This window comes from Deinococcus multiflagellatus (assembly GCF_020166415.1).
Lineage (GTDB): Bacteria > Deinococcota > Deinococci > Deinococcales > Deinococcaceae > Deinococcus > Deinococcus multiflagellatus.
In genome coordinates this window covers 144,250-163,165 of sequence record NZ_JAIQXV010000008.1, presented here as the reverse complement: position 1 = coordinate 163,165, position 18,916 = coordinate 144,250, and the positions used below count along the sequence as shown (strand labels likewise).

The 18,916-nt window shown below is 65.8% G+C and carries 21 protein-coding genes; 4 read left to right on the top strand and 17 right to left on the bottom strand.

Annotated elements, in window-relative coordinates; translation table 11 throughout:
- Nucleotides 1-76 precede the first annotated feature (76 nt).
- Nucleotides 77-757 carry a molybdopterin converting factor subunit 1 gene (gene moaD / locus K7W41_RS11920; protein WP_224608583.1) on the top strand — a complete coding sequence of 227 codons (681 nt, stop codon included), beginning with the start codon at nt 77-79 and terminating at the stop codon, nt 755-757.
- Nucleotides 758-885: 128 nt separating this feature from the next.
- Here moaD and K7W41_RS11915 read toward each other — a convergent pair whose 3' ends face one another.
- The 6 genes from K7W41_RS11915 to K7W41_RS11890 all read right to left on the bottom strand — a co-directional run bounded on the left by K7W41_RS11915 (nt 886) and on the right by K7W41_RS11890 (nt 6,603).
- On the bottom strand, nt 886-1,590 hold the full coding sequence (locus K7W41_RS11915; protein ID WP_224608612.1) for a PrsW family intramembrane metalloprotease: 705 nt from the start codon (nt 1,588-1,590) through the stop codon (nt 886-888).
- An 8-nt stretch (nt 1,591-1,598) separates the two neighbouring features.
- Complete coding sequence (ruvC, locus tag K7W41_RS11910; protein WP_224608581.1) at nt 1,599-2,105, bottom strand: crossover junction endodeoxyribonuclease RuvC; 507 nt, start codon at nt 2,103-2,105, stop codon at nt 1,599-1,601.
- Nucleotides 2,106-2,181: 76 nt separating this feature from the next.
- The gene (locus tag K7W41_RS11905; protein WP_224608578.1) at nt 2,182-3,108 is read right to left on the bottom strand and encodes an ABC transporter permease; all 927 of its coding nucleotides are present in this window, start codon (nt 3,106-3,108) and stop codon (nt 2,182-2,184) included.
- A 7-nt stretch (nt 3,109-3,115) separates the two neighbouring features.
- Complete coding sequence (locus K7W41_RS11900; protein WP_224608575.1) at nt 3,116-4,114, bottom strand: ABC transporter permease; 999 nt, start codon at nt 4,112-4,114, stop codon at nt 3,116-3,118.
- A gap of 120 nt (nt 4,115-4,234) precedes the next feature.
- Nucleotides 4,235-5,992 (bottom strand): peptide ABC transporter substrate-binding protein, encoded by a 1,758-nt coding sequence (locus tag K7W41_RS11895; protein WP_224608570.1) that lies wholly within the window; start codon nt 5,990-5,992, stop codon nt 4,235-4,237.
- A gap of 188 nt (nt 5,993-6,180) precedes the next feature.
- Nucleotides 6,181-6,603 carry a HesB/IscA family protein gene (locus tag K7W41_RS11890; protein WP_224608566.1) on the bottom strand — a complete coding sequence of 141 codons (423 nt, stop codon included), beginning with the start codon at nt 6,601-6,603 and terminating at the stop codon, nt 6,181-6,183.
- 191 nt (nt 6,604-6,794) lie between these two features.
- Between K7W41_RS11890 and K7W41_RS11885 the strand changes: the two genes are divergently transcribed.
- Nucleotides 6,795-7,043 carry a TroA family protein gene (locus K7W41_RS11885; RefSeq protein WP_224608563.1) on the top strand — a complete coding sequence of 83 codons (249 nt, stop codon included), beginning with the start codon at nt 6,795-6,797 and terminating at the stop codon, nt 7,041-7,043.
- A 44-nt stretch (nt 7,044-7,087) separates the two neighbouring features.
- On the opposite strand, the gene K7W41_RS11880 is transcribed toward K7W41_RS11885, so the two are convergent.
- From K7W41_RS11880 to K7W41_RS11850, 7 genes are all read right to left on the bottom strand, one after another.
- Nucleotides 7,088-7,273, bottom strand: coding sequence for a hypothetical protein (locus K7W41_RS11880; protein ID WP_224608560.1), 186 nt, complete (start codon nt 7,271-7,273; stop codon nt 7,088-7,090).
- Between the two features lie 102 nt (nt 7,274-7,375).
- Nucleotides 7,376-8,689 carry a cytochrome b gene (locus K7W41_RS11875; protein ID WP_224608557.1) on the bottom strand — a complete coding sequence of 438 codons (1,314 nt, stop codon included), beginning with the start codon at nt 8,687-8,689 and terminating at the stop codon, nt 7,376-7,378.
- Nucleotides 8,686-9,378, bottom strand: a complete 693-nt coding sequence (locus K7W41_RS11870) for a QcrA and Rieske domain-containing protein (RefSeq protein ID WP_224608554.1) — start codon at nt 9,376-9,378, stop codon at nt 8,686-8,688. The genes K7W41_RS11875 and K7W41_RS11870 overlap by 4 nt, the downstream gene beginning before the upstream one ends.
- A 15-nt stretch (nt 9,379-9,393) precedes the next feature.
- A complete protein-coding gene (locus K7W41_RS11865; protein WP_224608551.1) occupies nt 9,394-10,248 on the bottom strand; it encodes a c-type cytochrome in 855 nt (284 codons plus the stop codon).
- 180 nt (nt 10,249-10,428) lie between these two features.
- The gene (locus tag K7W41_RS11860) at nt 10,429-11,307 is read right to left on the bottom strand and encodes a serine hydrolase (RefSeq protein WP_318010908.1); all 879 of its coding nucleotides are present in this window, start codon (nt 11,305-11,307) and stop codon (nt 10,429-10,431) included.
- Entirely contained in the window at nt 11,292-11,525 is a 234-nt protein-coding gene (locus K7W41_RS11855; RefSeq protein ID WP_224608548.1) for a hypothetical protein, read from the bottom strand. The genes K7W41_RS11860 and K7W41_RS11855 overlap by 16 nt, the downstream gene beginning before the upstream one ends.
- Nucleotides 11,526-11,550: 25 nt before the next feature.
- On the bottom strand, nt 11,551-12,195 hold the full coding sequence (locus K7W41_RS11850) for a response regulator (protein WP_221091260.1): 645 nt from the start codon (nt 12,193-12,195) through the stop codon (nt 11,551-11,553).
- A gap of 84 nt (nt 12,196-12,279) precedes the next feature.
- Here K7W41_RS11850 and K7W41_RS11845 point away from each other — a divergent pair, with 84 nt between their 5' ends.
- Nucleotides 12,280-12,762 (top strand): hypothetical protein, encoded by a 483-nt coding sequence (locus tag K7W41_RS11845; protein ID WP_318010907.1) that lies wholly within the window; start codon nt 12,280-12,282, stop codon nt 12,760-12,762.
- Between the two features lie 496 nt (nt 12,763-13,258).
- Here the strand turns inward: K7W41_RS11845 and K7W41_RS11840 are convergent, their stop codons facing one another.
- From K7W41_RS11840 to K7W41_RS11830, 3 genes are all read right to left on the bottom strand, one after another.
- Nucleotides 13,259-14,173, bottom strand: coding sequence for a DMT family transporter (locus tag K7W41_RS11840; protein WP_224608545.1), 915 nt, complete (start codon nt 14,171-14,173; stop codon nt 13,259-13,261).
- 91 nt (nt 14,174-14,264) lie between these two features.
- Nucleotides 14,265-14,504: a hypothetical protein gene (locus tag K7W41_RS11835; protein WP_224608542.1), complete on the bottom strand. Its 240-nt coding sequence runs from the start codon at nt 14,502-14,504 to the stop codon at nt 14,265-14,267.
- An 83-nt stretch (nt 14,505-14,587) separates the two neighbouring features.
- The gene (locus tag K7W41_RS11830; protein WP_224608540.1) at nt 14,588-17,014 is read right to left on the bottom strand and encodes a transglycosylase domain-containing protein; all 2,427 of its coding nucleotides are present in this window, start codon (nt 17,012-17,014) and stop codon (nt 14,588-14,590) included.
- A 228-nt stretch (nt 17,015-17,242) separates the two neighbouring features.
- On the opposite strand from K7W41_RS11830, the gene ttcA reads away from it, so the two are divergent.
- Nucleotides 17,243-18,127, top strand: a complete 885-nt coding sequence (ttcA, locus tag K7W41_RS11825) for a tRNA 2-thiocytidine(32) synthetase TtcA (RefSeq protein WP_224608605.1) — start codon at nt 17,243-17,245, stop codon at nt 18,125-18,127.
- Nucleotides 18,128-18,239: 112 nt separating this feature from the next.
- On the opposite strand, the gene K7W41_RS11820 is transcribed toward ttcA, so the two are convergent.
- Nucleotides 18,240-18,872 carry a LysE family translocator gene (locus tag K7W41_RS11820; protein ID WP_224608537.1) on the bottom strand — a complete coding sequence of 211 codons (633 nt, stop codon included), beginning with the start codon at nt 18,870-18,872 and terminating at the stop codon, nt 18,240-18,242.
- Nucleotides 18,873-18,916 lie beyond the last annotated feature (44 nt).

Below are 18,916 nucleotides of genomic sequence, written 5' to 3'. Positions count from 1 at the left end.
CACCGCCTGAACTTGTCAACTCCCTCCCTTCGCTTTCCCTTTCGGATGTCCGCAGCCCCCGTGGTAGCCTCGGCGCATGCAGCTCAATGTGGTGTTTTTTGCGCGCCTGAAGCGAGAAACTGGGCTCGATCAGTTAAGGGTGGAGGCACCAGATGGGTGCGACGTGCGGACCCTGGCCACGCTGGTTGAACGCCAGACGGGCGTCACGCTGCGGGGCTGCATGGTGGCGGTCAACGAAACCTACGCGCAGCCAGACACACCTCTGGCGGCCGGCGATGAAGTGGCATTCTTGCCCCCTGTGGCGGGCGGCAGTGAAGCCGATGACGCCACCCACTGCGCGCTGAGCGACCAGCCACTGTATCTGGACGCCGCCGACAGCTTTCTGGTGCGGCCGCAGTACGGTGCCCAGGCCTATTTCGTGGGGACCGTGCGCAGCCCCAATGCCGGGAAGGTGGTGCACTGGATTGATTACGAAGCCTATGCGCCCCTGGCCCTACGGGTGATGGCCCAGGCGGCGCAGACCGCCCGCGAGCGGTTCGGTGAGTTGCGCGTCTATATTCAGCACCGCACTGGCCGCCTGCAGCCGGGCGAGGCCAGCATTCTGATTGGCGTGGCCAGCGCCCACCGCCGCGCGGCCCTGGAGGCGTGCGACTTCATCATCGAACACCTGAAGGTGCAGGTGCCGGTGTGGAAACGGGAGTGCGACGACAGCGGCGAGCACTGGGTGGCTGGCCAGACGGGGCACGACACGCTGTAGGACGGATGCCGGGTCATCCGTTCCAGCCCCTCCGCCACCGCTTTTTCTGCTCGGCCGCGCCCCTCTGCAAGGCTTTCCGGTCGGGTTCATCCGTTCTGCCACAGCGAATGAACCCGAATGCTTAGAAATCAACGCTGGCGCCTGCGGGCCTGCTCCTGCAAAAAATAGGCCGACGGGCCGTGCTGCCGGGCGTGGGCTTCAAAGGCCAGGTAATAGCGGCCGGCCAGCACCACCATCAGCACGGTAATAGCCCCCAGTGCCGCGAGTTGCGGCCACCCAGCCCCGCCCACCAGCAGACCATTGAACACGGCGTGCAAAATGACGCTGACCAGCAGGCCCTGTACCACCCAGGCGCGCCCCCGCTGCCAGTGCAGCCCACCCAGCGCGTACCCCTGCGGCGCACTGAACAGCGCGTGGGCCAGCGTGGCAAAGACGGCATGCCACGCGCCGGCCCCACTGCCAAAACCCAGGGTGTAGGTAAGGTTTTCCATCAGGGCGAAGCCCAGGGCCGCGGTCACGGCGTACACTAGGCCGTCCATCGGTTCATCGAAACTGAGCTCGGTGATGGCCGTGGTGGCGGCCACGAACTTGAAGCCTTCTTCCAGCACCGCCGTCAGGAGCACGACGAAGGCCGCCACCAGTGGCAGGGGCGAGGACAGCAACTGTCCCAGGCTGGCCCCGAACGCCGCCGCAATGACCCAGGCCAGCATGCCCCAGCCAAAGGTGCGCGCCAGCAGCCACAGCGGCTCTGGATGACGGTCGCGGCGGACAAAAAACCAGAGCCAGGCAAACGTGAGCCCTGTGGACAGCAGCAGGGGCCAGAGGAACGGCAGGTCCACCGTCAGCGGGCGCGGGCCAGCAGCGCCGCCGTCCGGCCCTGCAGCGGCGCGCTGGCCAGATGGGTCAGGGCCAGCGCCAGGGCGTCGGCGGCGTGGTTGTTGAACAGTTCGCGCACACCCAGGGTGGCCTTGACCATGTAAATGACCTGTTCTTTCTCGGCGCGGCCGGTGCCCACCAGGGACCGCTTGACCTGCATGGGACCGTAGCTGTGCACGGGCACGCCCGCCTGCGCGCAGGCCAGCTGCACCACGCCAAAGGCCTGCCCCACCTTGAAGGCCACATCTGCCTGCTTGCGCAGAATCTGGTCCTCGATGGCCACCGCGTCGGGGCGGTACTCGGCCAGCAGGCGCGAGACTTCTTCATGGATGTACTGCAGGCGCCGGGGCATGATCCAGGCGCTCTCGGTGGTCAGGCAGACGTGGTACAGGTGATGCGCTTTACGCACGTTCCCCTCCACCAGCCCAAGGCCGAGGTTTGCCAGTCCAGGATCAATACCGAGCACAATCACCCTGTCAGCATACGCCAAAGCCAGCGCAGCATAAGAAAAAACCCCCGCTGGGCGGGGGTGGAGAGGCGGGGCAGGCTTACAGGCGGCTCTTGGGATCAAAGGCGTCGCGCAGGCCGTCGCCCAGAAAGTTAAAAGCCAGCACAGTGAGCAGGATGGCCAGACCGGGGTACAGCGCAATAAAAGGATGCTCCAGCACGACCTCGTTGGCGTTGGAAAGCATGTTGCCCCAGGTCGAGACCGGCGGCTGAATGCCGAAGCCCAGGAAAGACAGCGCGGCCTCGCCCAGAATGGCCCCGCCCACCGCCAGGGTGCCGTTCACAATAATGACGGCCACCACGTTGGGCACCAGATGCCGGAACATGATGCGGCCACTGCGCGCACCCAGGGCCCGGGCGGCGTCCACGTATTCCAGGTTCTTGAGCTTCAGGACCTCGCCGCGCACGAGGCGGGCGGTGCCCATCCAGCCGAAGAACGTGAAGATGGCGACGATGATAAAGACGCTGGAGTTGGGGTTCTGCCGCAGCGCCACGATGGCGGGCAGGTCGCTGACGGCAAACAGGCCACTGAGCGTAAGCTGCAGCGGCAGTTCCGGGATGGACAACATGATCTCGATGAAGCGGCTGATCACGGTGTCCACGCGCCCACTGAGAAAACCGGCCAGCAGGCCCATCAGGGTGCCCAGGGCCACGCTGAACAGCGCCACCGTGAAGCCCACGATCAGGCTGACGCGGCTGCCGTAGATGATGCGTGACAGCAGGTCGCGCCCCAGACTGTCCTGGCCCAGCAGATGCTGGGCACTGGGCGGCGCATAGATGCCGGCCAGATCCTGGGCGTTGGGGTCGTGCGGGGCCAGCCAGGGGGCGAACAGGGCCGCCAGGATCAGCAGCACGATCACGACCAGGCTGGTCATGGCGGCCTTGTGCTTGCGCAGGCGGCGCATGGCAATCTGAAAGGTGGAGCGGCTCTTGGGCGCCGCCAGGGTCCGGGGAGCGACAGTGGTCACAGGGGCCTCACGAGTAGCGAATGCGCGGATCCACCAGGCCGTAGGCCAGGTCGGTCAGCAGCTGAAAAACGACGGTCAGGAGCGCCAGCATCATCAGGCAGACCATCACCACGTTGAAGTCCTTGCTCACCAGGGCGTCCAGAATCGCCTTGCCCATGCCGGGCCAGGAGAACACCGTCTCGGTGATCACCGCGCCGCCGAACAGGCCAGGAATGCTCAGGCCCAGCAGGGTCACGATGGGCGTGACCGCGTTGCGCAGGGCGTGCTTGTACAGCACGCGGCGGTCGGCCAGCCCCTTGGCGCGGGCGGTGCGCACGTAGTCCTGGGTCAAGGTTTCAAGCATGTTGGCGCGCATAAAGCGCAGCGTCACGGCGATCTCGCGCAGCATCAGGATCATCAGCGGCAGCAGCAGGTACTTCAGTTTGTCGAGTACCACCACCCACCAATTGGCGTCGGCCGGCAGCTCTGGACTGCCCAGGCCCCCCGGTGGCAACGACACCATCCCCCCCGTGGCCTGCGGCAGAAACACTGCGAAGAAATACAGCGCCAGTGCACCGACCCAGAACACCGGGGCGCTGACCGCCACAAAGGCAAAAAAGGTCAGCACGTAATCCAGCGCCGAGTACTGCCGCACCGCGCTGAAAATGCCCAGCGGCACCGCGATCAGGGTGCTGATGACCAGTGCGGGCACCGTGAGCAGCAGGGTGTTGGGCAGGCGCTGCTGGAACACGAAGTCCCAGGCCGGAATCCCGAAGTCCTGCGAGTACCCGAAATTGCCGGTCAGGGCCTGCTTGAGCCAGAAGAAATAGCGGGTGTACCACGCCTGATCCAGGCCGTAGGCGGCCTTGAGGCGGGCGATGTCTTCGGAGGTGATGTTGCTGTTGCCGAACACCAGCTGGTCCACCGGGTCGCCGGGTTGCAGGGCGGTGAGCATAAAGATCAGCAGGCTGATCACGAACAGCAGCGGAATCATCTGAATGACGCGGCGCAGCGCGTAGGTTCCCATAACAGTCCTCGACACAGGTGGGCGGGGCCCAAGAGAGGCGGGAGGAACTGCCGATGACCTGGCATCTCCTCCCGCTCCGGTATCCCAGCTGGCCCAGGGGCGCCGCTGGGGGTGACCGGCTTACTTCTGCTTGTACTCCTCGACGGCGCCCCTCGACGCCCAGCCGATCTTGGCCGAGTTCCAGCTGGGGTACAGGGTGTAGGCGCTGAAGGTGTAGTTCACCAGACCCGGGACCTTGGTGTACACGTTCACGCGGTAGTACAGCGGCAGCGAGGGCACTTCGCTGTTCCAGATGGCCTGCATGCGGTCAAAGAGCTTGATGCGGTCGGCGAGGTTAAATTCCACCTGCGCCTGCTTGTGCAGCTTGTTGAATTCGGCGTTGTTCCAGCCGGGGTTGTTCTGGCCGGAGTAGCCGTTGGCGGCGGTGGGGATGCCCTCGCCCTTGAAGAGGTTGCCTTCTTCGAAGATGGGGTTGCCGGTCCAGGCGTACATGGCCAGGTCCCACTTGCCTTCCTGACCTTTGCTGAGGAAGTCGGGCCCGAAGATCACGCTGGAGGGGTAGTTCTGGATGTTCACCTGCACGCCCACCTGCTTCCACTGGGCCTGGAGGATCTGCTGCACGCGCTCGCGCACCGTGTTGCCCGCCGTGGTGGAGAAGTTCAGGCTGAGCTTCTTGCCGCCTTTTTGCAGAATACCGTCGGGGCCGGGGGTCCAGCCCAGGGCGGCAAACAGCTGCTTGGCGCGGGCAGGGTTGTAGTTGTAGTCGTTGACGTCTTTCTTGTACAGCTTGGAGATGGGGTTGACCCAGCTGTTGGACACGGCCTGGCGGCCCTGGAACAGCGCCTTGACCAGCGCGTCGCGGTCAATGGAGTACAGCAGCGCCTGGCGCATGCGGGGGTCGTCCATGTCCAGGTCCTTGGCCTTCTGGCCACGGGTGTTCACGTCAATGTGCTCCCACACCGCGCCGGGCACGAAGTAGGTCTTGTACTTGCCACGCTCGTTGCGGGCGAGGTCCACGCCCTGGTCGAAGGTCAGGCCCACGGCGCTCACCGCGTCCAGCTGACCGGACAGGATGTTCACCTTCAGGGTGTTGGTGTTGGGAATAAAGCGGTAGGTGACGGTCTGGACGTACTTGTCCTGATCCTTGGGGTGGCCCCAGTAGTTGGGGTTGCGGGTCATGGTCAGGCTGTTGCCGCTGCGCCAGCCGGTGGGGCGGAAGGGCCCGGCGACCACCTTGGGCAGGTTGCGCGCCGTGGTATAGGCCGAGATGAACTTCTTCCACTCCTCGTTGATCACCTTGGCGTCTTTCTCGTTCTTCGTCTTGGCGTCGAAGGCGTTCCAGGCCGCGCCCATCACATGGCTGGGGGCCAGGCTGGGGCTGGTCTGATCCGCAAACAGGTAGGGCGGCTCGTAGGTGATGGTGAAGGTGTCGTTGTCCGCCACCGTGATCTTGGCGCGGTTCCAGGGCGAGCGGTCGGGCACCGGCACGCGGTCATCGTTGACCAGGCGCAGCCAGAACTGGAAGTCGGCCACCTTGATGGGGGTGCCGTCGCTCCACTTGGCGTCCTTGCGGATGGTGTAGGTCACCGAGTTGCGCACCACGTCGCCAGCGGCGTTCTTGACGATCTTGTAGTCGCCGTTGGCAATGCTGGGCACGCGGGTGGCGATGTCGGCGTAAGGCTCGCCGTCGTCGTCCAGGCCAATCAGGCTGGCCGTCATGTAGCCGTTGATCTCGCTCGTCACGGCGAGGTTGTTGGTGTTCCAGGGGTCATAGATGTTCGGCGGCTCTTGCGAGGTGCCGATCACCAGGCTGTTGTTGGCCGGGCCAGCCAGCGCGGCGCCAAGCAGAAATGCGGTCAGGGCCAAGGTCTTCTTCATATGAGCCTCCGGTTGAGCGGGCAACACTACTTCCCTTCTGTAATGATGAAGGTCAGTATAAGGCCCGCTGAAAGCGCGTCAAGACGAACTCGAGGTCAGCATTTACCAAGCCATGCGCCGATGTGGCTTAAACCCAAAAGAAAGCCGGGCCAAAGGGTGTCTCTGGCCCGGAAGGATTGTTCTGCGGTCTAGTGGCTGCCGCAGCCGCTGCTGCCCTCGCCGTCAGGGGACTGCGCGCCGTCCGTGCGGAAGGACGAGCCGCAGCCGCAGGCCGAAGTGGCGTTGGGATTGTGGACGGTGAAGCCCCCGCCCATCATGTTCTCCACGAAATCCACCTCGCTGCCGCGCAGCAGGGGCAGGCTCATGCGGTCCACCAGCAGCTTCACGCCCCGGTCATAGACGATGGTGTCGCCTTCCAGTTCGCGGTCGTCAATGGCCATGCCGTACTGGTAGCCGCTGCAGCCGCCGCTCTTGATGAACACGCGCACGCCCGCATTCTCCTTGCCGCTGTTGGCCAGGATGCCCAGGGCCTTCTGGGCGCCAAATTCGCTGATGGTGATGTCACGGGCGGGCACGCCGCCGGGCTGTTCAGGTGTGGTCGTCGCCGTCATGCGTGAAGCGTAACACCATTGGAGAAATAAAAACGTGCGCGGAAGGCAAAGTGGGCGACCGGGCGGCAGGTGACCTTTGCTGCACACAGGGGAAAAGTTGCCCGGGTCAAGCCCACCCAGAGCCTTCCCTCACAGCCCAAAAGAACCACACCGCTTACATTCCTTGAGTGTCCTTCTGTTAAGATGCAGCCATGACGAACCCTTACGCCGAGTGGTTCGAGCAGCTCCGCAGTGAATACGGGGAGCAGCTCCGCGCCATGCCCCTCCCCGAAGGCTTGCCCGAGCACCTGCGCCAGCTGATCAGCGCGCACGACGAGGACGCCATTCAGTTCATGATCAAGCTGGCGTGGCAGTTCGGCGCCCAGGTCGGCTACGCTGCTGGGAGCCGTGAAGGCGTGTCGCCAGCGGTCAAGCTGCCAACAAACCGCGTTCAGGCATAAAGGTCACCATTTCCGCCGCTCCCGCCCCGTGCGTGGAGCGGCGTTCAGTTGCCGCTGGACCGGGGCTGGGCCCAGCAGCCGATCTCTGGCGCAGGGTCTGGCAGGAGACCATGGGCTCTCAGCTCTTCGAGGACCAGGCTGGCAAAGGCGCTCAGCGTGGCTTCGGGTGCCTCTTGGTCCAGGCCGAGGCGCCGGGCCTCGCGGGCAAGGTGGAGAGCCAGTTCATCCATGTCTTCAGTCAAGCATGTTGGGGCCACCGCTGAGGCGCCGGCTGCAAGCCACAAAAAACCGCCCTGGTGATGAACCAGGGCGGCCGAGGAAAACAGGTGAACTCAGTCGTCCGCGTGGGCGTGGGTCATCGTCTCGCGCTCATCGGCTTCGCGCAGGGCGCGGATACCGCGCACGATGCCCAGGGTCGCAAAGTAGCTGATCACGGGGACGCCAATGGTCAGAATCCAGAGGATGGCGTTGGCGCTGGCATCCGGCAGAATGCCGCTTTGCACCAATTCAATCTTGTAGCCGGCCACCGACAGAACGATCATCATGGCCATAAAGGCGACACCGGCGGCCAGTCGCACGGGGTGGTTGGTGGGGTTCTCGGCGTAGTACTGGTTGTCCTTGGCGCGGTCCAGCATGGGAACGGCGAACATGGCGCCGATGATCAGGCCCGGGAACACCATGGCGCCCACGAACTCGGCGCTGATAATGCCGCCCAGGAATTCCCATTCGAAGCCTGGAATGATTGCCAGTGCACCGAAAACCCACAGCAGGTACCAGTCGGGCTTGATAGAGCTGATTGGTTCCGGGCTCGGCGGGCCGAAGAACTCGACGGGGTGCACAGGAATAAAGGCGGCAAACAGCATCACCAGACCGGTAAACAACAGCGCCAGCAGCAGCATGATGGGGGTCTGCTGGGTGCTGAGCGGCACGCCCACGATCTTCTTGTAGGCAATGCGCTTGGCGTACTGCGGCTGGGTGTGCTTCTGCTTGATCATGATCAGCATGTGGGCGCCGGTCAGGGCCAGCAGAATGCCGGGCAGCAGCATGATGTGGTAGCCGTAAATGCGGGGAATGATGCCCTCGCCGGGGAAGCGGCCGGCAAAAGCAGCCTGCGCCAGCCAGTCGCCCACCCACGGCACCGACTTCACGATGGCGTAGATCACGCTGACCGTGTTGTAGGCGTAGTTGTCGTAGGGGAGGATGTACCCCGTCACGGCGGTCAGGGCCGAGAAGATCAGCAGCAGCATGCCAATCCACCAGTTGATTTCACGCGGCTTTTTGAACGCGCCGGTGAAGTACACACGCATCATGTGAATCACCGCTGCCGCGACCATGATGTTCGCCATCCAGTGGTGCACACGGCGCAACATGTCGCCGAAAGGCATGGCATTGATCTTCAGGGCAGAATGGTAAGCCGCTGGAATGAGGTTGGGCTTGCTGGCCGTTCCCGGATCAAAAGAGTTCACCACCAGTGAGTTGCTGGGCTCGTAGGAGAGCGCCAGCAGAATCCCAGTGACAATCAGGACGATCAGGCTAAACAGCGTGATTTCGCCCAGGAAGAAGGAGTGGTGCACCGGGAAGGCCTTGCGCAGGAACTTGTCGTTCAGGCGCGAGATGTGAAGACGGTCATCCAGCCACTGGTTCATCCAAGGACCTCCTCTACCCGCTTCAGGTAAGCTTCCCAATCTGCTTCATTCAGAAATCCGAACGGGGCCGTTACGAACGTTTCGGTGACCACCAGTTGATTGTTCTCAATCTTGATAGGCACCTGGGGCATGGAACGCGGAGGCGGTCCCCCGATCACTTTGCAGCCCTGCAGCAGATCGTACTGCCCGGAATGACACCCACAGAACAGCTTGGTGATGTCCTTGGGATCATTGGGTGGTGGGCAGCCCGCGTGGGTGCATTTGTTGGAGTAGGCCACAATTCCGTTGTCTGTGATGCCCTCAAGCTTCAGAACCACCGGCGAGTGACCACCCTCTTCGGGCACCTTAAATTTGTCCTTGTCGAAGCGGAAGACGGCCATCTGGTTGTTCGGTTCAGCCTTTCGGATCACCATGTTGCCGTCTTTGTCCTTGCCCATTGGCCAAGCAGACACGGCCTTTTCTCCAACCTCGGAGACCAGGATGGGTTGGCCTTCCTTGCCTGCACCGGCGTGGACCAGAATGTCGCCTTTACGGGGAGGCGCCTTGTCAGGCGTGATGCGCAAGACGGGTTTGGCCCCGCCCAAAGCGCTGACCAGCCCCAGGGTGCCCACCGCCGCCGCGCCGCCCATTGCCGCGTTGACGAAGCGGCGGCGCGTGATTTCCGGGTCTTGTTTCTTGTAACGGGTCATGTTCTCTAACCTCTCTTACCAGGGGAATTCGCCGCTGGCGTCTTCGACCAGCACTTCGCCGTCCATGAAGAATTTCTTGTAGAGCGCGATGCTGGCGGCCAGCATCAGCAGGATCATGGCGGCGTAGAAGCCTTCCATCGTCACGTTGGGCATCACCGGCTCTTTGGCCGCCCAGCCCGCAAAGTCGGTGACCATCTGGCGCACGAAGAGAATGCTGAACAGCACGGTCAGGCCCAGGGTGGTGATGATGCCCAGGGTCGCCAGCGGGGTGGAGCGCACCTTGTGAATGCCGGGGTGGAGCTCCTGACCTTCAGCCCAGACGCTGTACAGCCCGATCAAGCCGTACGTGAGCAGCACCATCACGAAGGTGGCCAGGAAGATTTCGGGCAACTTGAGGTCTTCGGGGACAATGCGGCTACGGTTTTTCAGCACAGCCGGATCAATCTTGGTCTGGCTGGCCTGCACAGTCGCCGGGGTCAGGGGCTCTTCAATGTTGTTGCCCCAGGAATGCAAGACGTAGTTGGCAACCGCATACACCTGGTTCTCATTCAGCTGGGTCTGGGCAGGCATGCCACCCTTCCCCTTGGTGATGATGTTGTAGACATACGCTGGATCTTTGACAATCTTGGCGTTGCCTGCCAGTGCGGGGCCCACGGCCCCCTGACCCTGAGCGCCGTGACAGCCGGCGCAGGTGCCGTACGTCTCTTTGCCGAGTGTAGGCCATTCCTTGCTGATGCTGGCAACCAGGGCCGGGTCAGCAACCACTGGCTTGGGGGCCGTTTCCTTGTTGAACAAGAACAGCAGGATAATCCACATGATGGCCGCACACACGATGGCGACCCAGGGCATGACAGCGTCGTTTCTTTCCACGTTCCCTCTCCCTCAGCGTGAAGTGGCCTGTACAGTTCCGCCCCGCTTCGCGGACGGGAAAACCTGCGCCTAACTGGCCTAATGCGGGTCAGCATACCACGCGCCGAACACGCGCCCAGCCGCGCTCCCAAAGCAGAAAGCAGGGCTCTGGCACCCTGTATGATGCGCCTGACCGAGCGGTTAAATGTCCCCCTCCTGGCCTGCCTGCCCCAGTTCCGCCAGGAGGGGCCAGAGGGCGTCGGCCAGGGCCACCACGTCGCGGTTTTCGGGATGTTCGCGGGGGTCGGCGCCGCTGCGGGAAAGCAGCGCCACCACCAGGGGCCGGGGCGTCCAGAGCAGCCCCACATCATGGCGAACGCCTAGCAGCTCGCCGCTTTTGCTGGCTACCCGGTAACGCAGCTCGCCCTGGTCGTCACGCGGGACCCGGCGGCCGATGATGTCGCGGTACTGCTGACGCGCCAGAATGTCCAGCGCCAGCGCCGTGTGCTCGGGGTCCAGCCACTCGCCGGCCGTCAGGGCGCGCAGCACCTCGGTCTGGTCGCGGGCGGTGGTGGCATTGCGCTCGCCCCGGCGCTGCGCTCCGTTTTGCAGGTGGGGCGGCCGTTGCAACTTGCCCACGAGGCGGGTGCCGGTGAGACCCTGCGCAGTCAACCAAGCGTTCACGGTGTCCACGCCCAGGGCCTCAATGACCATGTTCGTGGCGGTGTTGTCGCTCACCACGATCATCAGGGTCAGGACGTCCTGCCACGTCAGCGCGAGGCCCGGGGCCAGTTCGTGCAGCACCCCAGCGCCCCCGGCGCGGTCGTCGGCACTCATGGTCACGCGCCCGTGCAGCGGCAGGCGCCCCGCCTGGGCCTGCTGCAGCGCCAGGATCAGCAGCGGCACCTTAATGGTGCTGGCGGCCGGGAACACCTCGTCGGCGTGCCAGGCCACCAGTTCTGTGCCGTCCAGGGTGCAGATGCGCAGCCCCACCTGACCCGGAAAACCTGCGCCGATCAAGCGTTCCTGAAACGCGGGCAGACCGCCCTGCACCAGCGCCTCTGCTACTCGTCCAGCCACGAGAGCCCCGAGAGAGCAGCAAAAGGGTGGGCCGTGCCCACCGGACGCAGGGTGCAGAAGGGCAGGGTGCCTTCGGGTTCCACGCGGTGCAGGCAGCCGGGGCATTCGGGAAAGGCCTGCTCGGTGTAGGCCAGATCCGGTTCCTGGCTGGGCAGGCTCCATTCGCGGCCACAGCCGGCCTGAAAGGTCACGGGCGCGGCGGCGGCCGGGGGCGCCACACGGCGGTTATCTGAGCGGCCCTGCTTACTCAAGGTTGGCAATGCCCTCGCGAATGGCGTACAGCGCCGCCTGGGTGCGGTTGTTCAGCTGCAGCTTGGTAAAGATCTCCGAGAGGCGGTTGCGCACCGTCTTCTCGCTGATGTCCAGGCGCAGGGCGATGTCCTGGTTGGAAAAGCCCTGGGCCAGCAGCTTGAGGATCATGGTTTCGCGCTCGTTCAGGTCGGCGTGCTTTTCGCTGGGCAGTTCTTCGCGCTTGTCGCGGAAATCGTCCAGAACGTTCTGGGCCATGTCCGGGTCCAGCAGCGCCTCGCCGGCCGCCACCCGGCGGATGACGTCCAGGAGGGTGGCGGCGTCGGCGTCCTTGAGCACGTAGCCGCGCGCGCCGGCCTTGACCGCCTCAAACACGTAGCGATCCTGCCGGTACATGGTGATCATGATCACCCGGGCCTGCGGGTCAATCTCCAGGATGCTCTGGGTGGCTTTGACGCCGTCCAGATCAGGCATCTGGATGTCCATCAGGATCACGTCGGGGTGGGTGTCGGCGGCGTAGCGGATGGCCTCGCGGCCGTTGGCGGCTTCGCCAATCACGCGCATGCCCTCGCTTTCGAGCAGGCTGCGCAGTCCCTGACGGAACAGCGCGTGGTCATCCACGAGCAGAACGCGAATCATGGACCCAGTGTAGGGCAGCCCAGACGGGCACACCGTAGCCTATACGGGCAGGAATTTGTAAGCGGCCCCCGGTACACTGCGGGGGTGATCACCTGGTTTGATGCCCTGCTCGTGACCCTGTGGGCTGTGCTGACCGCCCTGGGGGCGCGGCGCGGCCTGGCCGGGCTGGCCTGGGGTGTGGGGGGCCTGGCGGCGTGCTTTCTGGCCAACGCCCTGGTGGGTGGCCCGGCCGCCGCCCTGCTTGCGGCCCTTCTTGGCGTGGGGATTGCGGTCATGACCCTGCGCCTGATTCAGACCCCCCTGGAGCACCCCTGGCACCTGGGGGCCGGGGCCCTGGGCGGCTTTCTGCTGGGCGGCATGCTGGTGGCCGCGCTGGCGCTGGGCCTGCCGCTGGACGTGAAGGTGGGCACAGAAGGCAAGCGCGCCGTGTACCCTTCGGCCAGCCTGCAGCCAGCGCTGTACCGGGCCGTGCGCGACTCGGTGGTGCAGAGCAGCCTGCGCAGTGTCTGGGGGAGCAGTCCGGCCCTCAAGACCCTGCTGATTCCGGATCAGACCCGCGCGCGCTGAGTGCGTCCGGCATTCATCTGGTTGCCGTTTACTCCGTGACCGAATCGGGGGCTCCCGATTCAATCGCTCCTTTCCCGGAAGACGTTTTTTCCTCCTCGCGCTGCTCAGGTTGAACCGTTTTTGGCATTTCTCAACCGGAATCCGTCTCAGCCAATGGTGCGGACAGTGTTCAAGCGTAGTGATAAGGATTCCGGTTGATCAGTTATTCCATAACTGATCAACCCGACCGGAGGGAGAAGGAAAAACGGTGACGGAGAGGCGTGGAAGCACCGAAGCGACGCGGAGGGGCTGTAACGGATGATCCGGAATCCGTATGAGTGGTCCATGGAAGAAACGTCGTCTGGGACGCTCGACTCGCTGCCCCCCTCTGCTGCGCAGCTTTTCAAGCCCCGACCTCTGCTGCGCAGCTCTGCGAGTCCCGCACGAGGGGAAGGAGAAAAACAGCGTGTGTGTCGAGCTGTCCTCTGTGAACTGCTGAAACTGTCCGCACCATTGATCAGGCGCCCTGGGCTTCTTCAGCCTGGGGCGCTGGCGTTTCGGCGTGGGGCGTGCCGGCCCGCTGGCTGAGCACCGTGGCGATCACCACCAGCAGGCCCCCAAAAGCCCCGCGCAGGCCCACCTGTTCGCGCAGCAGCACGTAACTGAACGCGGTGGCGGTGACCGGCTCCAGCGCGTAGATCAGGCTGGCCTCGGCGGCGCTGACATGCCGCTGGCCGATGGTTTGCAGCAGGGTGGTCACGGCGGTGGCCGCCACGCCCAGGTACAGCAGCGGCGCCCAGGCCTGCGGGGGCGGCAGCAGCTGACCTGGGGCACTCAGCAGCGCCCACACCCAGGCCAGGGCCGTCACACTGAGCACCTGGGCCACCGTGAAGGGCAACGCCGCGTGGCGGTGCGCGGTGCCTTCCAGCGCCACGATGAACCCGGCGTAGGTGACCGCGCAGGCCAGCGCCCAAGCGTCGCCCACCACCCAGGCGCCGCCTTCCCAGGACAGCAGCCCCAGGCCTGCCACCGCCAGCGGCAGCGCCGCCCACAGTGGCAGCGGCAGGCGGCGGCGCTGGGCCAGGGTCAGCCACAGCGGCACCAGCACCACGCTGAGGGCCGTGAAAAAGGCCGCGCGGTTGGCGGTGGTGGTCTGCAGGGCGATGGTCTGGGTGCCGTAGCCGGCAATCAGCCACGCGCCCAGCATCAGGCCGTCGCGCCACAGTGGGCGGCCGTGGGCGGGCGGTGACTGGGCAGGCCGGGGGCGCCACAGCAGCAGCGGCAGCAGCGCCGCCGAGGCAATAGAGAAGCGCCACGCGATCAGCAGCGGCGCACTGAGGCTTTCACCCAGCGTCTTGACCACAGCGAACGTGCTGCCCCACAGGCAGGTGACCAGAAGGAGCAGCAGCGCACCGCGCGCACGGGCAGACATGGGCGGCAGTGTAGAGCAGCGCGGGCACAAGGCTGGGGGCAGACGGCCTGGGCAGGATTCGCAGTGGCCCCGGCTGCCGGAACGCCAGAGCTCAGCGGTTGAGGTAACGGTACAGGGCCAGCCCCGTGCCCACAGCCCCCGCCGCAAAGACCAGCAGCAGGGCGAACAGCGGGGCGTCTTGCACCAGCAGCACCGCCAGCAGGGCGACGGTCAGACCCTCGCCCACCAGCCCAGGCACCGAGACCCGGGGCAGCGACCGGGCCAGCGCCAGCACGCTCAGGGGAGCCAGCACGCACGCCAGCAGGGTCACCAGCCACAGGGTCCACGGCATGCGCGCAGTGTAAAGCGCGCTCCGGGCCCTCCCGAGGCCGTCCCTCTGCCGGCAGTCAGGCTTCAGGCGTGGGGCACCCCCAGTCAGTCCAGCGGTTCCAGTTCGTTGACCGGCGCCCCGGTGTCCTGGCCCGAAGACTGGGTGCCGTCGGCTGGGAGGGGCTCGGGGTTCTCTGGCGTTTCCAGGGCGGGGTCGCTCGGCTGAGGCTCGGGCAGGGGCTCCGGCTCGGGGGCGGGGATGGGGTCCGGGGCCGGCTGCGGCTGGGCCCCTGGGTTGGCGGGCGGCGGACCAACGGGGGCCACCGGGTCCGGTTCCTGGGGGGCGGGGTCAGGCGCGGTGGGCTCCTCGGGGAGCGGGGTGGGGTCGGGCTGGGGCTCTTCGGGCAGGGCCGCTGGTTCGGGCTCGGGGGCGGCTGGGGTGGAACTGGGGGCCGGCGGGGTGGGCTCTGGCTCGCGCTGGGGGGCCGGCTGCGGGGAGCGGCGGCCAAAAAACCCGCCCTGGGCGCCGCTGCCGTCGCGCGCCACCGGGGCGTCGTCGCCCTCGCCGGTGCGGAAGGCCATGTTCACCTGCCGCACCACGCGGTACTCAATGCCGTCGGGCTGCCCGAACGTGGCCACTGGCTGGTCTTTCAGGGCGCCCGCCACCGCCTGCTGCCAGATGGGTGTGGGCACGTCGCCGCTGGTGGCCCAGCCGGGCAGCGCGCCGCCCTCCTGCTTGCCCACCCACACGGCCCCGGCGATGCCCGGCGCCACTCCGGCAAACCACAGGTCCTTGACATCGTTGGTGGTGCCGGTCTTGCCGCCCACCGGCCAGCCGGGAATGCGGGCCCGGGTGGCCAGCCCGCCCTGCGGGGCCGAGAGGTCGTTCACCACGCCGCGCAGCATGTCCAGGCCCAGCCACGCCGTGCGGGTGTCCCACACCCGTTTGGCCACCGGGGCGGGGCGGGTATAGAGCACCTTGCCGCGCGCGTCTTCCACCTTGCGCACCATCGTGGGCTCGTAGTACAGCCCCCCGTTGGCAAAGGCTGCGTAGGCCGCCGCCATTTGCAGTGGGCTGGCTTCCAGCGTGCCGATGCTCAGGGGCAGCCCCGCATTGGGGGGCGGTGGGAGGTTCAGGTCGCGCAGCTTGGCTTCAAAGGTATTCAGGCCCAGTTCCTGGGCCATGCGCACCGTGGGCAGGTTCAGCGAGTGGTCCAGCGAATAGCGCAGGGTCACGTAACGGCCGGTCCAGCGGCGGTTGTAGTTCATGGGCTGGTAGTCGCCGCGAATGGGCGCGTCCAGCACGGTGTCGCTTTGCTTCCAGCCTTTTTCCAGGGCCAGGGTGTACAGCAGCGGCTTGACTGAACTGCCCACCTGCCGCCGGGCCTGGGTGGCGTTGTTCCAGTCGCTGGGGCGCCCACCGCCGAGTTTCTGGCCCACCAGCGCCAGCACCTCGCCGCTGTCGGGCCGCACCAGGGCGATGCCCAGGGTGGCGCCGTCGGGCAGGCGGGCGTCCTGGCTGGCCTGCTCGGCGGCGGCCTGGGCCTGGGCACTCATGCCGGTGTAGATGCGCCCGCCGCCGTACAGCGCCTTGCGGCCAATGAGGGGCAGCAATTCCTTTTCCACCGCCTGCAGGTACGAAAAGTTGGCGTAGTTGCCCGCGCCTTCCAGCCGCTTCAGGTTCTCGTCCAGGCGCTCCGGGCGCTCCAGGGTGGCCGAGCGCAGGGTGCCGTCCGCGTTCCAGCCCAGGCGCCAGCCCGCCGGATAGATGGGCGTTTTCCAGGCCGCGTCGGCCTCGGCCTGGGTAATCTGGCGGTCTTCCACCATGCGGGCCATCAGGTTCTTCATCAGGGGGCGGTAGGCCTTGAAGTCCTTGTAGCGGCGGTTGGGCGCCGGGATGATGGTCGCCAGATACACGCTCTCGGCCAGATTCAGCTCGGCGGCACTCTTGCGGAAGTACGCGTGCGCCGCGCCCCCCGCTCCGATAATGTCGCGGCTGCCCCCGTCACCCCAGTAGATGACGTTGAGGTAGGCGTTCAGAATCTGGCCCTTGTCGAAATTGCGCTCCAGCTGGTAGGCCAGCACCGCTTCCTTGAACTTGCGCTCTGCAGTGCGCGCGCCTTCCAGGTCGTCCAGCAGGGTATTTTTCACTACCTGCTGGGTGATGGAGCTGCCGCCTTCGAGGTCATTTTTCAGCAGGCCCTTCAGAAGGCCGCGCGCAATGCCAATGGCGTCCACGCCGCTGTGCTGGTAAAACCGGCGGTCCTCGCTGGTCACCACGGCCTTTTGCAGCCAGGGGCTGATCTGCGAGGGCTTGAGGAGGTTGCGGTTCACGCTGCCCCCGCTGCTGAGGCTGGGGGTCAGGGTGCCCACCAGGGTGCCGGCGCGGTCATACACCCGCGTCTGACCGCTGAACTCCAGCACGTCCAGATCGGAGACACTGGGCAGGTCGCGGCCCCAGGTGTACCACAGCCCGCCCGCGCCCGCCGCGCCGGCCAGTAGCAGCACGGCCAGTCCGTTGAAAAACCTCATCCGGGTCACTGTACCTGCTTCGGGTGAGCGCGGAAGGGCGCGGCGTCACGGACCGGGGCGCGGAGGGGGGCCGTCATGGGGCGCAGTGTGCCACGGCGCCTGCGCGGCCCTCATCCCCCCAAAGCATGAGCGGGGCCCCAGGCAGGGGCTCACCCGGCGCTCGCCCGGCAGGAGAGCCAGGGAACATATGCCTGCGCCCAGGGCGCGTACCATAACCACTTGCGCGCCATGACCCAGCCTGCTCCCTCCACCCCTGCCGACCTGAGCCGCCTCTTCTCGCCCATCGTGAAGGGGGTGGGGCAGGCCATTGGCGACTACCGCATGATCGAAGACGGCGACCGGGTGATGGTCTGTCTGTCGGGGGGCAAGGACAGTTACACGCTGCTGGACGTGCTGCTGCACCTGCAAAAGCGGGCGCCGGTTGACTTTGAACTGGTGGCGGTGAACCTGGACCAGGGGCAGCCCGGCTTTCCCAAGGACGTGCTGCCGCGCCACCTGAAGGAGCTGGGCGTGCGCTTTGACGCCCTGGCTGAAGACACCTACAGCGTGGTGAAAGAGAAAACCCCCGAGGGCAAGACCACCTGCGCGCTGTGCAGCCGCCTGAGAAGGGGCATTCTGTACGGGCACGCCCGCACCATCGGCGCCACCAAGATCGCCCTGGGCCACCACCGCGACGACATTCTGGAAACGCTGTTCATGAACCTGTTCTTCGGAGCCCGCTTAAAGGCCATGCCGCCCAAGCTGCAGAGCGACGACGGCACCAACGTGGTGATTCGCCCGCTGGCCTACGTGGCCGAAGCAGACATCATCCGCTACGCCCAGGCCCGCGCCTTTCCCATCATTCCCTGCAACCTGTGTGGCAGCCAGGAAAACCTGCAGCGCAAGGTGGTGGGCGAGATGCTCGAAGATTGGGAGCGCGAGCACCCGGGGCGCCTGAACAACATTCTGCGGGCGCTGACCCGCGTGACCCCCAGCCACCTGCTGGACCGCGACCTGTTCGATTTTGCCGCGCTGAGCGTCACCCCGGTCGAGGGCGACAGGGGCTTCGATACCGAGAGCTACCCCGAGCGCGAATTTCTGAACGGCCTGGAAGAACTGAGTCTGCTGGGCTGAAGGCCGCCCACCAGAGCAGGTGACATCAGGATGACGTTGGTTCTCGACCCTCTCCCGTCTTGGGAGAGGGCCTCGCGCAGCGAGGGGTGAGGGGGTTCTTTGGTCATCCGCCCTAGTGCCGCTGCACGGCGGCTGTGCCAAGGCCCAGGGCCACGAACACGCCCCCGGTCAGTCTCTTTTGCCAGCGGGCGGCCACGGGCCCGCGCAGGTGGCGCCCAGCGTGCCCGGCCAGCAGCGCGTAAGCACTGTCGCTGAGGGTCGCCAGCGCCAGAAACAGCAGACCCAGTACCAGCGTCTGCCCCCAGACGGGGCCCCGCGCGGGCTGCACAAACTGCGGCAGAAAGGCCAGGAAAAACAGCGCCGTTTTGGGGTTCAGCAGGTTCACCACCACCCCCTGCGCGAACAGGTGCCGCAGTGGGCGGGGTTCGGGGCGGTCCTGCAGCCCGGACGCCGGGGGCTCCTTCCGCAGCCACGTCAATACCCCCAGGCCCACCAAGTAGGCGGCCCCCAGCCACTTGAGTACCCCGAACAGCAGCGCCGACGACAGCACCAGCGCCGATACGCCAGCAACAGCGGCCAGCACATGCACCAGCCCCCCCACCTGCACCCCCAGCGCTGACATCAGCCCGGCGCGGCGTCCCTGGTGCATGCTGCGCGCCACGATGTACAGCACGCTGGGCCCCGGAACCAGCAGCAGTGCCAGCGAAGCGGCCAGGAAGGTCAGCAGAACAGCGGGTTCGGGCATGAATCAGGGTAAGGGGTGGGCTGCTGGCTGGGCGGGCACTTGTC

What these genes read in the sequence shown, in the direction of transcription:
- K7W41_RS11840 (WP_224608545.1), bottom strand. Translation starts at nt 14,173, where the DNA reads ATGTCTGCCCGTGCGCGCGGTGCGCTGCTGCTCCTTCTGGTCACCTGC.
- K7W41_RS11885 (WP_224608563.1), top strand. Translation starts at nt 6,795, where the DNA reads ATGACGAACCCTTACGCCGAGTGGTTCGAGCAGCTCCGCAGTGAATAC.
- K7W41_RS11900 (WP_224608575.1), bottom strand. Translation starts at nt 4,114, where the DNA reads ATGGGAACCTACGCGCTGCGCCGCGTCATTCAGATGATTCCGCTGCTG.
- moaD (WP_224608583.1), top strand. Translation starts at nt 77, where the DNA reads ATGCAGCTCAATGTGGTGTTTTTTGCGCGCCTGAAGCGAGAAACTGGG.
- K7W41_RS11850 (WP_221091260.1), bottom strand. Translation starts at nt 12,195, where the DNA reads ATGATTCGCGTTCTGCTCGTGGATGACCACGCGCTGTTCCGTCAGGGA.
- K7W41_RS11870 (WP_224608554.1), bottom strand. Translation starts at nt 9,378, where the DNA reads ATGACCCGTTACAAGAAACAAGACCCGGAAATCACGCGCCGCCGCTTC.
- K7W41_RS11880 (WP_224608560.1), bottom strand. Translation starts at nt 7,273, where the DNA reads ATGGATGAACTGGCTCTCCACCTTGCCCGCGAGGCCCGGCGCCTCGGC.
- K7W41_RS11895 (WP_224608570.1), bottom strand. Translation starts at nt 5,992, where the DNA reads ATGAAGAAGACCTTGGCCCTGACCGCATTTCTGCTTGGCGCCGCGCTG.
- K7W41_RS11875 (WP_224608557.1), bottom strand. Translation starts at nt 8,689, where the DNA reads ATGAACCAGTGGCTGGATGACCGTCTTCACATCTCGCGCCTGAACGAC.
- K7W41_RS11835 (WP_224608542.1), bottom strand. Translation starts at nt 14,504, where the DNA reads ATGCCGTGGACCCTGTGGCTGGTGACCCTGCTGGCGTGCGTGCTGGCT.
- ttcA (WP_224608605.1), top strand. Translation starts at nt 17,243, where the DNA reads ATGACCCAGCCTGCTCCCTCCACCCCTGCCGACCTGAGCCGCCTCTTC.
- K7W41_RS11890 (WP_224608566.1), bottom strand. Translation starts at nt 6,603, where the DNA reads ATGACGGCGACGACCACACCTGAACAGCCCGGCGGCGTGCCCGCCCGT.
- K7W41_RS11820 (WP_224608537.1), bottom strand. Translation starts at nt 18,872, where the DNA reads ATGCCCGAACCCGCTGTTCTGCTGACCTTCCTGGCCGCTTCGCTGGCA.
- K7W41_RS11830 (WP_224608540.1), bottom strand. Translation starts at nt 17,014, where the DNA reads ATGAGGTTTTTCAACGGACTGGCCGTGCTGCTACTGGCCGGCGCGGCG.